The sequence below is a fragment of the Streptomyces sp. NPDC001903 genome (assembly GCF_042891345.1).
In the GTDB taxonomy this organism is placed as follows: Bacteria; Actinomycetota; Actinomycetes; order Streptomycetales; family Streptomycetaceae; genus Streptomyces.
In genome coordinates, this window is the sequence record NZ_JBIASZ010000001.1 from 60,118 (window position 1) to 74,453 (window position 14,336).

General features: G+C 71.8%; 15 protein-coding genes. 5 read left to right on the forward strand and 10 right to left on the reverse strand.

What is annotated here, in order from left to right; genetic code table 11:
- Positions 1–8: 8 nt before the first annotated feature.
- Positions 9–1,094, reverse strand: a complete 1,086-nt coding sequence (locus ACFYZS_RS00265; protein WP_389005234.1) for a hypothetical protein — start codon at positions 1,092–1,094, stop codon at positions 9–11.
- Between the two features lie 143 nt (positions 1,095–1,237).
- On the opposite strand from ACFYZS_RS00265, the gene ACFYZS_RS00270 reads away from it, so the two are divergent.
- Positions 1,238–1,681, forward strand: coding sequence for a hypothetical protein (locus tag ACFYZS_RS00270; RefSeq protein ID WP_389005236.1), 444 nt, complete (start codon positions 1,238–1,240; stop codon positions 1,679–1,681).
- 46 nt (positions 1,682–1,727) lie between these two features.
- On the opposite strand, the gene ACFYZS_RS00275 is transcribed toward ACFYZS_RS00270, so the two are convergent.
- Entirely contained in the window at positions 1,728–2,141 is a 414-nt protein-coding gene (locus tag ACFYZS_RS00275) for a hypothetical protein (RefSeq protein ID WP_389005238.1), read from the reverse strand.
- Positions 2,142–2,231: 90 nt separating this feature from the next.
- Positions 2,232–3,443 carry a pyridoxal phosphate-dependent aminotransferase gene (locus ACFYZS_RS00280; RefSeq protein ID WP_389005240.1) on the reverse strand — a complete coding sequence of 404 codons (1,212 nt, stop codon included), beginning with the start codon at positions 3,441–3,443 and terminating at the stop codon, positions 2,232–2,234.
- Positions 3,444–3,760: 317 nt separating this feature from the next.
- Here ACFYZS_RS00280 and ACFYZS_RS00285 point away from each other — a divergent pair, with 317 nt between their 5' ends.
- Complete coding sequence (locus tag ACFYZS_RS00285) at positions 3,761–4,042, forward strand: hypothetical protein (protein WP_389005242.1); 282 nt, start codon at positions 3,761–3,763, stop codon at positions 4,040–4,042.
- A gap of 71 nt (positions 4,043–4,113) precedes the next feature.
- On the forward strand, positions 4,114–4,590 hold the full coding sequence (locus ACFYZS_RS00290) for a macro domain-containing protein (RefSeq protein WP_389005244.1): 477 nt from the start codon (positions 4,114–4,116) through the stop codon (positions 4,588–4,590).
- An 18-nt stretch (positions 4,591–4,608) separates the two neighbouring features.
- On the opposite strand, the gene ACFYZS_RS00295 is transcribed toward ACFYZS_RS00290, so the two are convergent.
- From ACFYZS_RS00295 to ACFYZS_RS00315, 5 genes are all read right to left on the reverse strand, one after another.
- Positions 4,609–5,055, reverse strand: a complete 447-nt coding sequence (locus tag ACFYZS_RS00295; protein ID WP_389005246.1) for a nitroreductase family deazaflavin-dependent oxidoreductase — start codon at positions 5,053–5,055, stop codon at positions 4,609–4,611.
- A gap of 174 nt (positions 5,056–5,229) precedes the next feature.
- Entirely contained in the window at positions 5,230–5,415 is a 186-nt protein-coding gene (locus ACFYZS_RS00300) for a hypothetical protein (protein ID WP_030159484.1), read from the reverse strand.
- Between the two features lie 201 nt (positions 5,416–5,616).
- Positions 5,617–6,627, reverse strand: a complete 1,011-nt coding sequence (locus tag ACFYZS_RS00305) for a YdcF family protein (protein WP_389005248.1) — start codon at positions 6,625–6,627, stop codon at positions 5,617–5,619.
- Between the two features lie 24 nt (positions 6,628–6,651).
- A complete protein-coding gene (locus tag ACFYZS_RS00310; protein ID WP_389005250.1) occupies positions 6,652–8,223 on the reverse strand; it encodes an amidohydrolase family protein in 1,572 nt (523 codons plus the stop codon).
- A 13-nt stretch (positions 8,224–8,236) separates the two neighbouring features.
- Complete coding sequence (locus ACFYZS_RS00315) at positions 8,237–9,517, reverse strand: amino acid deaminase (protein ID WP_389005252.1); 1,281 nt, start codon at positions 9,515–9,517, stop codon at positions 8,237–8,239.
- A 157-nt stretch (positions 9,518–9,674) separates the two neighbouring features.
- On the opposite strand from ACFYZS_RS00315, the gene ACFYZS_RS00320 reads away from it, so the two are divergent.
- Together ACFYZS_RS00320 and ACFYZS_RS00325 are read left to right on the forward strand one after the other, a co-directional pair.
- A complete protein-coding gene (locus ACFYZS_RS00320) occupies positions 9,675–10,466 on the forward strand; it encodes an IclR family transcriptional regulator (RefSeq protein ID WP_389005254.1) in 792 nt (263 codons plus the stop codon).
- A complete protein-coding gene (locus ACFYZS_RS00325) occupies positions 10,463–10,873 on the forward strand; it encodes a RidA family protein (RefSeq protein ID WP_229336741.1) in 411 nt (136 codons plus the stop codon). Before ACFYZS_RS00320 ends, ACFYZS_RS00325 begins: the two co-directional genes overlap by 4 nt.
- Before the next feature lie 60 nt (positions 10,874–10,933).
- On the opposite strand, the gene ACFYZS_RS00330 is transcribed toward ACFYZS_RS00325, so the two are convergent.
- Together ACFYZS_RS00330 and ACFYZS_RS00335 are read right to left on the reverse strand one after the other, a co-directional pair.
- Positions 10,934–12,271: a M14 family metallopeptidase gene (locus tag ACFYZS_RS00330; RefSeq protein ID WP_389005257.1), complete on the reverse strand. Its 1,338-nt coding sequence runs from the start codon at positions 12,269–12,271 to the stop codon at positions 10,934–10,936.
- A 154-nt stretch (positions 12,272–12,425) separates the two neighbouring features.
- Positions 12,426–14,120 (reverse strand): chitinase, encoded by a 1,695-nt coding sequence (locus ACFYZS_RS00335; RefSeq protein WP_389005259.1) that lies wholly within the window; start codon positions 14,118–14,120, stop codon positions 12,426–12,428.
- Between the last annotated feature and the right edge of the window lie 216 nt (positions 14,121–14,336).

A 14,336-nucleotide genomic window follows, 5' to 3' on the forward strand; every position in this document is an offset into this window, starting at 1 on the left:
TGTCCCCCCTAGCCCTTGGCGCGCGCGGCAAGCGCCATGAGGATCTTGACGGTCGGTGCGCTGACCTGGCGGATGCCGGCCAGCTCCGGGTTGAGGTACGCGGCGTGCGAGGCGGTGGCCGCGGTGAACTCGGGCACGCCGTTCTGCGGCCGGAACCCGTGCCGGACGGCCAGCGCGCGCAGCTTCGGGTCGTTGGCGAGGAGGGAGCCGAGCTCCTTGGCGTTCTCGCTGATCGGCACGAAGGTGTGCGGGGAGTTGACGGTGGTGTCCGGGTAGAGCACGACCATGTTGTCGGCGGCCCCCGTTTCCGGCTTCTGCTGGAGCAAGGAGGCCACCTGGGACTCGTACGCCAGGATGAGCGGCTCGCCGCTGCCGGAGATGAAGGCCCGGAACGGGTCGTCGGTGCTCGGCTCCAGGGCGCCCTGGACGCGGATCAGCTTCTGCATCAGGGGCGCGGTGCGGTCGATCCCCGCGTCGTCGGAGACCACCGTCTTGTCGTTGGCGACGTTCGAGGTGGCGGCCAGGAACAGCGCCCCGGAGTTGGACGTCGTCGGATCGGTGGTCTTGATGAACACCGTGCCGGTCAGCTCGGCGAATTCGGCGGAGCCGGAGAGCTGCTGCCATTTGCGGTCCTCGGCGGCCGCCTTGAGGTAGGGGCCCATGAGGAGGGTCCCCGAGTTCTTGCCGGTCATCTTGACGAGGCCGTTGTCGGCGAGCACCTTGGCGGCGTTGGCGCGGGCGATGACCACCAGCGGGGAGAAGAACGGCTTGGTGGTCTGGGCGCCCTTGACGCCGGCCGCGGCCTCGATCTCCGGGGCGGGCTCGCTGCTGCTGGGGAAGGCGAAGTCGAAGTCCTTGAGGGCGAGTTGGTCCATCGCCCAGGAGCCGGACGTTTCGGTCTTCACGGTGTAGCCCTTGTCGGCCAGGGCTTTGACGACGTCAGGGTCCCGGAAGTATTCGGACTTCTCGGATCCGACGACGCCCCTCACGGTCTTCGTTGCCGTGGATGGGGTCTTTTCTCCTCCGGCGAGCGCGACGGCGATCACGCCGCCGAGGAGGAGGACCGCCAGGGCGATGCCTAGGATGCGTCTCACGGGTGCAGCGTGCTCGCGGAAACCCACATTCCGCGTCAAGTTGAATGAACGTCAGGTGTCCAGGCGGTCCCACTTCGAAATGCTGTGTGGATCGGCCGGTGCTGGCAGGCGGGGCGGTGGGCCGGGAGGATCGTCCCATGGGCGTGAGCGCGTTGAAGTGGCAGGGCTGGGCGGTCGGCCTGACGGTCCTGGCCGGCCTGCTGGTGTTCGCCCCGCTGGGCCTGTACGTGTGGGCCAGCGGCGAGCCGGGCGCGGCGGCGCCGCGACCGGCGGTGGAGGACGTACGGGTCACCGGCTGCCGGATCGACCCCGGCAGCCACCGCGTGGTGGCGACGGTGGAGGTGGCGGGCCGGCCCGAGGGCACGGGCGCGTACGTGGTCACGGTCGAGTTCCGCGAGCGGGCCACCCCGGACCCGGACCCGGCCGCGGCCCGGCCGCCGCAGGCCCTGGTGAAGCTCCCGGGAGTGGCCCCGGCCGCGACGGAGCACGCGGAAGCCCTGGGCCCGATCTGGCCGGCCTCGGCGACGCCTTGGTGCGGGGTCGCGGCGGCGGAGTTCACGCCGGCCGGAGCCGGCACCGCCGGATGAAGGTGGCACCCGGTCCGGAGCCTCCGCGGCCCCGGACCGGGGCCGATCAGTGGCTGCCGGCCAGGTCCCGCGAGGCCAGGGCAGCGGCATGGGCGTCCATGCGCTCGGCGGCGAGGATCGCCACGGTGGTGTCGGCACGCGACGCGGCGACGACCAGCGCCCGCCCGGCGAGGTCGTGGGCGCGCCGGTGCAGGGCGAGGAGATCGGCGGTACCCGCGATGTCGGCGCGCGCCGCCCGCGCCGGCTCGGCGCCGCGCAGCCGCGCCACCTGCGCGGCGATCCGCGCGGCGGCGCCGTCGAGGCCGAGCTCGTCCGTGACGGCGAGCAGGGCCGCGAGGTGCCCGGCGAGCTGGGTGTCCAGCGCCTCCGCGCGGCTGCTGTGCGGGTACCCGGAGTGGCTGTCGGAGTGGTGGCCGCCCACGCGGTGGACGACCGACTTCGTGCGGATCGGCTCGTACATGAGGAGGCCTCCTGCGTGGTCAGGAGGCCATCCTACATTGGATCCGTTCTAAAGTTGTGCTCGATCCGGCAATGAGTGCCGGCGGACCCGTTACGGCTGGCCGTACCCGTCCAGGAACTTCCCGATCCGGGTGACCGCGTCCGCCAGGTCCTTGGCGTTGGGCAGCGTCACGATCCGGAAGTGGTCGGGCTCGGACCAGTTGAAGCCCGTACCGTGCACCACCATGATCTTCTCGGCCCGCAGCAGGTCGAGGACCATCTGTCGGTCGTCCTTGATCTTGTAGACGGCCGGGTCCAGCTTCGGGAACAGGTACAGCGCGCCCTTCGGCTTCACGCAGGTGATGCCGGGGATCTGCGTCAGCAGGTCGTAGGCCGTGTCGCGCTGCTCCAGCAGCCGCCCGCCCGGAAGGACCAGGTCGTTGATGGACTGCCGGCCGCCGAGGGCCGTCGCGACGGCGTGCTGCGAGGGCATGTTGGCGCACAGCCGCATGTTGGCCAGGATCGTCAGGCCCTCGATGTACGAGGAGGCGTGCTTCTTGGGGCCGCAGACCGCCATCCAGCCGGCCCGGTAGCCGGCGACGCGGTAGTTCTTGGACAGCCCGTTGAACGTGAGCGTCAGCAGGTCGGGCGCGATGGCGGCGGTGTTGGTGTGCGTGGCGCCGTCGTAGAGGATCCGGTCGTAGATCTCGTCGGAGCAGACGACCAGGCTGTGGCGGCGCGCGATGTCCGTGAGCCCGCGCAGCATCTCGTCGTCGTAGACGGCGCCGGTCGGGTTGTTCGGGTTGATGATCACGATCGCGCGGGTGCGGTCGGTGACCTTGCGCTCGATGTCGGCGAGGTCCGGCATCCAGTCGGACTGCTCGTCGCAGCGGTAGTGCACGGCGGTGCCGCCCGCGAGGCTGACGGAGGCGGTCCAGAGGGGGTAGTCCGGCGCCGGGACCAGCACCTCGTCGCCGTCGTCGAGCAGCGCCTGCATCGACATCTGGATCAGCTCGGAGACGCCGTTGCCGAGGTAGATGTCCTCGACGTCCAGCTCGATGCCCTTGGTCTGGTAGTGCTGCATGACCGCGCGGCGCGCGGAGAGCAGCCCCTTCGCGTCCCCGTACCCGTGGGCGTTGCCCAGGTTGCGGAGCATGTCCTCGAGGATCTCCGGCGGGCACTCGAAGCCGAAGGCCGCGGGGTTGCCGGTGTTCAGCTTGAGGATGCGATGACCTGCTGCTTCGAGCCGCATGGCCTCTTCGAGCACGGGCCCGCGGATCTCGTAGCAGACGTTGGCGAGTTTCGTTGACTGGATCACCTGCATGACGGGAGCTTACGGGCCGCGCGGCCGCTCCGCCGAGGTATTCGGAACGGGGATGGGGGAGGGATATGTCCCGTTTCGCATGATGGGACGGTGACGGCCCGGTCCGCCCTTGGAAACGGCGGCCACCGCCCGCCGCGACCTGCGGAATGGGTGGGTCCCGGGTGGCGCCGGATCCGCGGTGTTGCACTCGTCACGTCGGGGGCGCGTACGGGGGCTGAGTACGGGCATGAGTACGCGCACTCATGCGTCGCGGAACCGCCGCGGCGCAGGCTTGTCTCGGACGGCGGTCGGAGGCGTGAGAGGGCGGGGGCGCGGCGGTGGAATTCGTGGTCGGCGACATGGCGATCAGCACGGTGGGCACGGACGGCGACGACCGGGCGATCGAGTTCCTGGTCGCACCGCGGAGCGGGGAGGGCGGCGGGGGCGGTGACGGCGGCGACGGCGGAGCCGCCCAGGACGCCGAACCGGCGCACTTCGCGATCCACCGCGAGCACGACCAGGGCTGGGAGGCCGCCCGCCTGACCATCGACCCCCTGTCGGGCAGCGTCCCGATCGCGGCGGTGGAATGGGCGATGGAATTCGCCCGCGAGTACCTGTGACCCCGCGGCCCCGGCCGCGCGCCGTTGTCGGTGCCCGCCCCTAGTCTCGTCAGTGGGGGAAGGGGCGGGACATGGAGGAGCTTCGGATCATCGCGGGGGACGCGACCAGTCCGCAGGCCAAGGGGCCGAAGATCATCGCGCACGTCTGCAACGACATCGGCGGCTGGGGCAAGGGCTTCGTGCTGGCCCTCTCCAAGCGCTGGCCCGAGCCGGAGCGGGAGTTCCGGGCCTGGCACCGGCTGCGCAGCGGCAACGACTTCGGCCTCGGCGCGGTCCGGCTGGTCCAGGTGCGGCCGGACACCTGGGTGGCCAACATGGTCGCCCAGCGGGGCATACGCACGGGCAGCGGCGGCCCGCCGATCCGCTACGACGCGCTGGAGCGCAGCCTGACGGCGCTCGGCGGGCACGCGCTCGCGCTCGGGGCCTCGGTCCACATGCCCCGGATCGGCTGCGGGCTGGCCGGGGGCAAGTGGTCCCGCGTCGAGCCGCTGATCACCGGGGCCCTGTGCGCCCGGGGCGTGGCCGTGACCGTCTACGACCACGCCTGAGTGCGGGCGCCGCCGGGGCTACGGGGTGATGATCACCAGGGGGATCTCGCGGGGGGAGGCGGCCGCCTGGTAGTCGTCGAAGAGGGGCCACAGGGCCGTCATCGCCGGCCAGTAGACCTCGCGCTCCACCGGGCGGGCCGTGCGCGCCGTGGCCTGGAAGACGGCCGCGCCGACCTGGAGGCGGACCTCCGGGTGGGCGGTCAGGTTCCGGTACCAGGCCGGGTGCTCCGGGGCGCCCCAGTCGGCCGCCAGCACGATGTGGCGGCCCCCGTCCTCGACGTAGATCAGCGGGGTCCGGGAGGTCCGGCCCGTGGCGCGGTCGAGCGTGGTGAGCAGGAGGGTGGGGACCCCGTGCCACAGGTGGCCGTCGAGTCCGCCGGTGCTCACGTAGTCCCGTACGTGCTCCCGTTCGCGGCTCTGGCGCGGCTCGGTGGGGTGGTCCCAGTCGATGGTGATCGTCTGCATGGCGGTGCCTCCGAAATCAGACCCCCCGCGCGCCTTAACGATCCTTCACCGATTCTGGATGCGGTCGGGTCGGCCGGATGCGCGCAGCCCTTCGCGGCGGTGCGCGTGCGGCCCCGGCCCGGGAACGCCGCCCCGGTCGGGGCCACCAGCAGCTTCGTACGTGCCACCGCCCCACTACGGCAGGTAGCGCTCGATGACCTGCGGACCCTCCTTCTCGATCAGCTGGCGCGCCTTCTCGAGCCGCTCCGGAGTCGGCTCCATGCCTTGCACCATCACGAGGTCCTCAGGGTCGTACGGCCGTTCCCCGCCGCTGAAGAGCTTGGCCGGCCGATTGGGCTGCTGGCCCGATTCACTGTCCATCGGGATACCTCCTCGGAATGCCCCGGGGCTTCCATGCCCCCGGTTCCCTCATCCTCCGGCGACATCGCCATGAACGCACTTCGGCCCCGTACCTCCTCCCCATGGACAAGATCGGCCTGCGGCTCGGGGCCGCCGCACGCCGACCGCCCCCGCCGACCGCCCCGGCCCTCCGGCCCGCCCGCCGCGGCGCCCGGGTCGCGTCTATGCCGTGGCGATGGCCGCCAGTGCCGTCACGGCCGCTATCCCCGCGCAGATGCTCAGGTTCACCGTCCGGTGCCCCCAGAACACCGCGACGAACTCGCGGAGGGTGGCGCTCGGCCAGAAGTACGTGGCCGTCGGGGAGCCGAGCACCTGGCCGTTGACCCCGGCCGTGCGGGCCGTCATCGCGGCCCGGAAGGCGTGGAAGTTGTTGGTGACGACCACGCAGCGGTAGCCGGGGTCCGCGTCGGCCATGATCGTGCGGCTGAAGGCGAGGTTCTCCTGCGTCGTGGTCGAGCGGTCCTCCAGCCGTATCCGCTCCTCCGGGACACCCCGCGCGATCAGCCAGTCGGCCATCGCCCGCGCCTCCGAGAGCTTCTCGTCCGACCCCTGCCCGCCCGAGACCAGCAGCAGCGGAGTCCGGCCGCCGCGGGCCGCCTGGGCGTCGTGGATCTGCCGGCCCTTCTCCAGCCGGGACGCCAGCAGCGGGGACACCCGCTCGCCGCAGATGAGCCCGGAGCCCAGCACCACCACGTAGTCGACGTCGCCGCGCACGGTGATCCGCCCGTACAGGAAGGCGTACGCGAGGAAGCAGAGGAAGAGGAAGGAGACGTAGCCGACGAGCATGACCAGGCCCGCCACCACCGTGTCCACGGTCCGGGAGCCCCGCCCCGCCACCCCGAGGACCAGCGCGATCAGCGCGAAGATGCCCAGCCCCGCCGCCATGGACAGCATGTTGGTCGGACTGCGGCCCTCCTTGCGGAGCATCGTCAGGCCGTTGCGGATCAGGTAGCCGCCGAGGACGAGCGTGCCGAGCGTCGGCACGACCAGCACCAGCAGGACCGCGATCGCGTCCAGCGGTGACGGCAGTTGGGGTATCTGGAACAGCAGGCCGATCGACCCGAACATGAGGGTGAGGCCCAGGAGGACCGCGTTCCGGAAGCGTCGGCGGTCCTCCCGCACGCTCACGCAGAAGAGGACGAAAAACAGCGCGGCGGGGACAAAGGCGAGCATGCCGCCCATCGTAGGCGGAACCCTTCAACGGCCCCTGTACGGAGCCCTGCGGACCGACCGCCCCGCCAGGACGTCCGTCCTGCGCCCGTCCCGCATCACGAACCGCCCGTCGATCAGCACGTGCGGGATGCCGGCCGGCAGCACGCGCGGGTTCTCGTACGTCGACCCGGCCGCGACCGTGTCCGGATCGAAGAGCACGAGGTCGGCCCGGTACCCCGTGCGCACCAACCCCCGGTCGGCCAGCCGCAGTCGGGCCGCCGGACGGCCCGCCAGACGGGCCACGCACTCCTCCAGCGAGAGCACGCCGAGCTCGCGCACGTAGTGGCCCAGGTAGTGCGGGAAGGTCCCGTACGCCCGCGGATGCGGCTTCGCGCCCTGGAGGATGCCGTCGGAGCCGCCGGTGTGGACCCGGTGGCGCATGATGGCCCGGACGTTCTCCTCGTGGCCCACGTGCTGCAGGATCGTCGGCCCCAGCCGGTCCGCCAGCAGCAGCCGCCGGGCGCCCTCCCAGTCCCGCAGGCGCGTGCCCACGTACGCCCCGTGCGCCGGGTCCGCCGTTCCCGCGATCTCGATGGTCGCCCAGTCGACGGGGACGCCGTGGCAGCCGTCCGACCCGGTCACCTCCAGCGCGTACCGGATCCGCTCGGCCTCGGCGTCGTCGCGCAGCCGCGCGAGCACGGCCCGCGGCCCGCCCTCGCTCGCCCAACCGGGCAGCAGCGCCACGAGGGTGGTGCAGCCGGGGGTGTACGGGTACGAGTCGAGGCTGATGTCGGCCCCGGCGGCCAGGGCCCCGTCGAGGAGGGCGAGCAGCTCGCCCGCCCGGCCCTCGTTCTCCGCGAAGTTCATGGTGGCGTGCGCGAGGTGCAGCGCGCAGCCGGCCTCCCGGGCCAGCGCGACCATCTCGGCGTACGCGGCCAGGGCGCCGCGCCCGTACGAGCGGTGGTGCGGGCAGTAGTAGCCGCCGTACGAGGCCACCACCCGGCACAGCTGCGCCAGTTCGGCGCCGGACGCGTACATGCCGGGGGTGTACGTGAGCCCCGAGGACATGCCGACCGCGCCCTGCGCGAGGCCCTCGGCGACGAGCGTGCGCATCCGGTCGAGCTCGGCGGGGGAGGCGGGGCGGTCGCCCCAGCCGAGGGCGTACGCGCGGACGGTGCCCTGGGGGACGAGGTACGCGGCGTTGACGGCGATGCCGGTGCGGTCGAGCCGGTCCAGGTACCCGCCCACGTCCCGCCAGTCGAAGTCGACGTCCTCGCCCGAGCCGTTCCAGCCGGTGATGGCCGCCCGCACCTCGGCGAGCGTGCGGTCGTCGACGGGGGCGTACGAGAGCCCGTCCTGGCCGAGGACTTCGAGGGTCACGCCCTGCGCCGCCTTGGCGCTGTGGTCCGGGTCGCGGAGCAGGGCGAGGTCGCTGTGCGCGTGCATGTCGACGAAGCCGGGCGCCAGGGCGAGCCCGTGGGCGTCGACGGTGTGCCGGCCGCCGGAGCGGATCCGGCCGACCTCGGCGATCCGGCCCTCGTGGACGCCCACGTCGGCGGTGTACGAGGGCCCGCCCGTGCCGTCGACGACGCGGGCCCCGCGGATGACCAGGTCCACCGGCGCGGCTCGGCTAGAAGAAGGTGCGGACGTAGTCGGTGACCGTGCCGTCGGCCTCGACGACCGGGATCAGCGGCCACTTCTCGAAGATCGTGCAGGGGTGGGACATCCCCAGCGCGACCCAGTCGCCGACCTGGACGTCCTCTTCCGCCCCGGTCTCCAGCCAGGCGTGCTGGTCGGACAGCTTGACCACGCGGACCCCGGCGGCCGGGCGCTCCTCGCCGGTCAGCGCGTCGCGCACCAGCTCGGCCTCGGGCAGGCCGAGGTCGTAGGCGATGTCCCGCTTGCCGGCGTTGACGAAGGCCTGCGTGGGCGAGGGGCGGGAGACGACCTGCGTCCAGAGCCGGAAGGCGGGGCGCAGGCCACCCTCCTCCGGGACGCGGTTGAAGGGGGTCAGACGGGTGTACCAGCCGTGGTCGTGCGAGACGTAGGCGCCGGAGCGCAGCAGCTTGAGCACCGGCCGGGACAGCTCCGGGAGCTCGGCGAACACGTCGGCGACGGCGTCGAACCAGGCGGAGCCGCCGGCGCTGACGACGATCTCGTCGAGGTCGGCGGCGAACCGCCCGGCCCGGTCGAACTCGACGGCGAGCGCGGTCATCCGGCGCAGGTAGGCGTGGACGGATTCCGGGTCGGCGCCGGGGACCTCGGCCTCGTACCCGGCGATGCCGACCAGGCGCAGGGTGGCGGCCTCGGCGACGGCGTCGGCGACGGCCCGGCAGTCCTCGTCGGTCCGCGCGCCGGTACGGGCGCCCTCGCCGGCCCCGAGCTCGACGACGACGTCGATGACCTGGGACCGTCCCTGCAGGGCCCGGTCCATCAGCCGGACCCCGCGGACGGAGTCGACGTAGCAGACGAAGCGGAAGCCGGGGTCGGCGGCGAGCTCGTCGGCCACCCAGCGCAGCGCCGCCGGGTCGACGAGCTCGTTGGCGAGGAAGATCCGCTCGATCCCGAAGGCGCGGTAGACGCGGGCCTGGTGGGGGACGGCCGCGGTGATGCCCCAGGCGCCGTGGTCGAGCTGGCGCCGGAAGAGCTGCGGTGCCATGCAGGTCTTGCCGTGCGGGGCGAAGGCGAGGCCGTGGCGGGCGGCGTAGGTGCCGAGGGCGGTGAGGTTGTGCTCCAGCGCCTCGGCGTCGAGGGTCAGGACGGGGGTGGTGAACCCGCCGGTGTGGAGGTCCCGCTTCTCGGCGGCCAGCTGCCCGACGGTGAGGCCCGCCCGCTCGGCGTCGGGCGGCAGCCCCTTGAACCGGTGGTCGAGCGGTTCGTCGGCGAGCCGTCGGACTGCGTCGCTGCCCATGCGGATTCCTCCTTGCGTTGCATATGCTGCAACGTGCGTTGCGTGTTGTGCTGCTTGCTGTCTAGCATCCTGCGTACGAGGGGTCAACGGCCGGTCGCGTGTACGGGTTCCGTACGGCGGTGGCGCCGGTGACGGCGGCAGCAGGGAAGGGCGCGGCGTGAGCCAGTCGGTGGAGAGGGCACTCGGCATCCTGCCGCTGCTCGCCAAGGGCGCGGCGGGGCTCGGCGAGGTGGCCGAGGAGCTCGGCGTCCACAAGAGCACCGCGCTGCGCCTCCTGCGCACCCTGCACGAGCACGGGTTCGTCTACCGCCAGCCCGACGGCCGCTACCGCCTCGGGGCCCAGCTCTTCGCGCTCGCCGCGGAGGCCGTGGAGAGCCTCGACGTCCGCACCGTCGCCCACCCCCACCTCGTCGAGCTCAACCGCCTCACCGGCCACACCGTGCACCTCGCCATCCACCAGGACGACGAGGTCGTGTACATCGACAAGGTCGAGAGCCGCTATCCCGTCCGCATGTACTCCCGCATCGGCCGGCCCGTCCCCCTCACCGTCGCCGCCGTCGCGAAGCTGCTCCTCGCCGACCTCCCCGAGACCGAGCGGCGGGCCCTCGCCGAGCGCATCGACTACCCCCGCCACACCGCCCGCTCCACCCCCGACGCACAGGCCTTCCTGCGCGAGCTGGACCGCGTACGGGAGCAGGGCTGGGCCACCGATCTCGGCGGGCACGAGGAGTCCGTCAACTGCCTCGGCGCGCCCGTGCGCGGGCCCGACGGGCGGGCCGTCGCCGCGCTGTCCGTCTCCGCGCCCAGCGTGGTCGTCACCGCCGAGGGGCTGCTCGAACTGCTGCCCCTGGTCCTGCGCACCGCCGACACCATCAGCCGGGAGTACTCCGGCTCCCCGCACGCCCCGCACGCCCCGCACTCCCCGCACGACGACGAGGACACCCCGTGACCGAGAAGACCGCCATCACCCCCGACACCCACACCACCCCGCCGGCCCGCTTCTCGCACGGCGTGCGCAAGGGGAACATCCTCCAGGTCGCCGGCCAGGTCGGCTTCCTCCCGCACGTGGACGGCCAGGCACCCACCCCCGCCGGCCCGACCCTGCGCGAGCAGACCCTCCAGACGCTGGAGAACGTCCGCTCGGTACTGGAGGCCGGCGGCGCGGGCTGGGACGACGTGATGATGATCCGCGTCTACCTGACCGACACGGACCACTTCGCCGAGATGAACGCCCTCTACAACGCCTACTTCGAGGAGCAGGGCCTGAAGGAGGCCCCGGCCGCCCGCACCACGGTCTACGTGGGCCTCCCCGCCGGCCTCCTCATCGAGATCGACGCCCTCGCCGTCCTCGGATGAGGCCGTAGGCACGGCGAGGGGCGCCCCCCTGGCGGTGGGGCGCCCCGATCCGGTCCCGGATCACGTGCAGTACTGCGACTGCTTCCCGATCGAGCGGTACATGCAGTCCGCGTTCTCCAGCAGCTGCAGCACCGCGTCGCGGTTGCGTGCCGTCTCGCGGTCGATCACCTCGTCCGGCGGGTAGAAGCCGCCCCCGCCGCCCGACTCGGACGGGTACATCTCGAAGGTGTAGGCGAAGATCTTCTGGTTGCCCCACAGCCAGTCGTCGATCGTCCCGTCCGTGATGTACAGGTCGCTCGACTGCTCGGGCGTGTAGCCGTTGCTGTTGGCCATGCTCGTGCCGATGGTCTTGTACACGGCGAGGTCGTCGGCCGTCAGGCCCGGCGCGGTGTCGTTGTACGTCCAGCCGAACGGCCACAGCACCAGCTCGCTGTACGTGTGGAAGTCGATGGCGGCGGTGATCTGCTGCTTGCCGCCGACCACGCGGCTGCGGACGAAGTCCGCGACCACCTTCACCTCGGGGCCCGACTCGGCGGCCGCGCCGCGGTAGGTCTCGGAGCTCTTGCTGCTGCTGGAGCCGCCGCAGCAGCCCCACTTGTAGTTCCAGTTCCGGTTCAGGTCGGTGCCGACGTACGAGGAGCCGGAGTTCGGCTGCCGGTTCTTGCGCCAGGAGCGGTACGAGCCGGTCGCGATGTCGTACTCGCCGCCGTCCGGGTTGAGGTCCGGCACGATCCAGATCTCGCGGCCGTTGACCATGTTGGTGATCCGCGAGTCGGTGCCGTACTTGGAGCCGAACTCCTTGAGCAGGTAGAGCGCCATCTCGACGGTCAGGTGCTCACGGGCGTGCTGGTGGTGCGTGAAGAGCACCTCGGGCTCGTTCTCGTCGGTCGCGACGTTGTCGCTGATCTTGATGGCGACGATGTCCCGGCCCTGGTACGACTTCCCGATCACCTTCTTGCTCATGATCGAGGGGTACTGGGCGATGCGCTGGTCGATCTCCGTGTTGGCCTCGGCGTAGTTGTGGTACATCGAGTCCTTGGACGGGAAGTCCATCGGGCTCGCCGCGACACCCCGCTCGGAGCGGTCCGGCGGGCCGGGCAGGGCGGTCAGCTTGTAGCCGAGCGCCCGCAGCTCCTTGGCCTGCATGGGGTCGGCGCTGACGACGACCGAGCGGGCGTCGACCTCGTCGATCGAGACGCCCGTACGGAGCAGGGCCGTTCGCTCGGCCGCCGTGGCCGGGCCCTTGACCTCGTACTGGACGATCGCCTCGTCCTGGGTGGCCGTCGAGGGGGTGGGGGGCGGGGCCGCCGTCGCGCTCATGCCGTAGGCGGGCGCGCCGAGCGCGAGAGCGAGCAGGGCCGCCGTGACGGCGGCCCTGCGTCGTGTGTGGAGCCGCATGCGTTCTCCTGGGTGGGAGTGTGGGGGTAGCCGTGCGGACGCGCACAGCGTGCTCTTCTGGCATGTCCCGGTCAAGGACTCCATTCCGGCCAGATCCGCCGGGGTGGCGGCCCGCCGGGCCACCCGCCGGGACGGCCACCCCCACACGTACCGCCTAGGGCAGGGCGTGAACCTTCGGACCCACCGAGTTGGACCAAGCGCCACCCGCCTTGGCGTCCCAGTTGGTCGACCAGGTCATCGCGCCGCGCAGCCCCGGATAGGTCTTCGACGGCTTGAAGGAACCGCAGTTCGTGCCCCTGGCCAGGCAGTCCAGGGCGTTGTTCACGATGGTCGGGGAGACGTAGCCGCTGCCCGCCCCGCTGGGTGAGGCCGGCACGCCGATGCCCACCTGCGAGGGGTCGAGCCCGCCCTCCAGCTGGATGCAGGCCAGCGCGGTGAGGAAGTCCACCGAGCCCTGCGCGTAGACCTTGCCGTCGCAGCCGTTCATCGAGCCGCTGTTGTAGTACTGCATGTTGACGACGGTCAGGATGTCCTTGATGTTCAGCGCCGTCTTGAAGTAGCCGCCCGTCGTCGACTGCATGTCGATGGTCTGCGGGGCCATCGTGATCACGAGCGAGGATCCGGCCTTGGCGGACAGCGAGCGCAGCGCCTGCGTCATGTAGGTCGGGTTGAGGCCGTTCTCCAGGTCGATGTCGATCCCGCTGAAGCCGTACTCCTGCATCAGCGCGTACGCGGAGTTCGCCAGGTTGTTCGCGGAGGCCGAGTCGTTGACCGAGATGGTGCCCTTCTCGCCGCCGATCGAGAGGATGACGGACTTGCCGGCAGCCTTCTTCGCGGCGATGTCGGACTTGAACTGCGCGACGGTGTATCCGCCGAGGCCCGCCGAGTCGAGGTTGAAGGTGATGGCCCCGGGCGTGGTCGTGGCGTCGGCGAAGGAGACCGCGATGATGTCGTACTGGGCCGGGACGTCGGAGATCTTCTGGACGGTCGCGCCGTTGTTGAAGTTCTGCCAGTAGCCCGTCAGGGCGTGCTTGGGGACCGAGGGGTTCGGGTTCGGGTTGCCGCCGCCGGTCGTCGTGCCGGTCACCGCCGCCGACTTCGGGCCCTCGCCCGCCGCGTTGTACGCGCTCACCTGGAAGGAGTACGAGGTGGCGGCGGCGAGCCCGGTGATCTGGGCGGGGGAGCCGGACACGGTCTTGACGCGGACTCCGTCCTGATAGACGTAATAGCCGCTCGCCCCGCTGACCGCGTTCCACGAAAGGGTGAGCCCGTTCGCGCTCTGGCCGGAAACGGCGGTCCCGCCCGGGGCGCCGGGGACGGACGGGCCGGGGTCGGTGCCGCCGCCCCCGTCCGGCCCGAAGACGCTGAAGTCGTCGACGACGTACGCGGGCTGCCCGTACCAGCCGTGCGTCCACACCGTGACCTGCGTGGTGCTCGCGCCCGTGGTGAAGGTGGTGGAGAGCTGTTGCCAGCCGCCGCCCGATCCGGGGGTCCAGGTGGACACGTCCTGCGTGCCGGTCCCGGTCACGCCGAGGTATACGTACGAGCCCTGCACCTGCTCGCTGAGCGTGTACGTCGAGTTCGGCTTGACCGTGACGGTCTGACTGCACTGTGCGCTGTCCTGGCCCGCCGGGGTGGCCTTGAGGGCGGCGGCCCCGCCGTGGACGGGCGAGGAGACGACGGCCCCGCTCCCGGAGGTGCAGGTCCAGCCGGCGAGACCGGACTCGAAGCCTCCGTTGCGGACGACGTTGATGTCGGCGGCCTGGGCGGAGCCGGCGGCGAGGGCGGTCAGGCCGCCTGCGGTCAGGGTGGCGGCGCCCAGCAGGGCGAGCGAGCGTATGCGGTTCACGTGGTCTCCGTGGGGGGAGAAGGGGATGTGAAGGGGGAAGTGGAACTGGTGAACGAACGCACCCGGGGCGGTGGGTGGGGGGAACCCCGTCGGCGCGTCGCCGCGTGGGCCCCAAGTTGGTCCAGACCAATCCCGCTGTCAAGACTCTTTGCAATGTGGCTTGAATTCATCGGCCGTCCGATCCTGGATGTCCGGGTTTCCCGCCACCTGTGACCG

What these genes read in the sequence shown, in the direction of transcription:
- ACFYZS_RS00330 (WP_389005257.1), bottom strand. Translation starts at nt 12,271, where the DNA reads ATGCGGCTCCACACACGACGCAGGGCCGCCGTCACGGCGGCCCTGCTC.
- ACFYZS_RS00275 (WP_389005238.1), bottom strand. Translation starts at nt 2,141, where the DNA reads ATGTACGAGCCGATCCGCACGAAGTCGGTCGTCCACCGCGTGGGCGGC.
- ACFYZS_RS00290 (WP_389005244.1), top strand. Translation starts at nt 4,114, where the DNA reads ATGGAGGAGCTTCGGATCATCGCGGGGGACGCGACCAGTCCGCAGGCC.
- ACFYZS_RS00300 (WP_030159484.1), bottom strand. Translation starts at nt 5,415, where the DNA reads ATGGACAGTGAATCGGGCCAGCAGCCCAATCGGCCGGCCAAGCTCTTC.
- ACFYZS_RS00305 (WP_389005248.1), bottom strand. Translation starts at nt 6,627, where the DNA reads ATGCTCGCCTTTGTCCCCGCCGCGCTGTTTTTCGTCCTCTTCTGCGTG.
- ACFYZS_RS00295 (WP_389005246.1), bottom strand. Translation starts at nt 5,055, where the DNA reads ATGCAGACGATCACCATCGACTGGGACCACCCCACCGAGCCGCGCCAG.
- ACFYZS_RS00315 (WP_389005252.1), bottom strand. Translation starts at nt 9,517, where the DNA reads ATGGGCAGCGACGCAGTCCGACGGCTCGCCGACGAACCGCTCGACCAC.
- ACFYZS_RS00280 (WP_389005240.1), bottom strand. Translation starts at nt 3,443, where the DNA reads ATGCAGGTGATCCAGTCAACGAAACTCGCCAACGTCTGCTACGAGATC.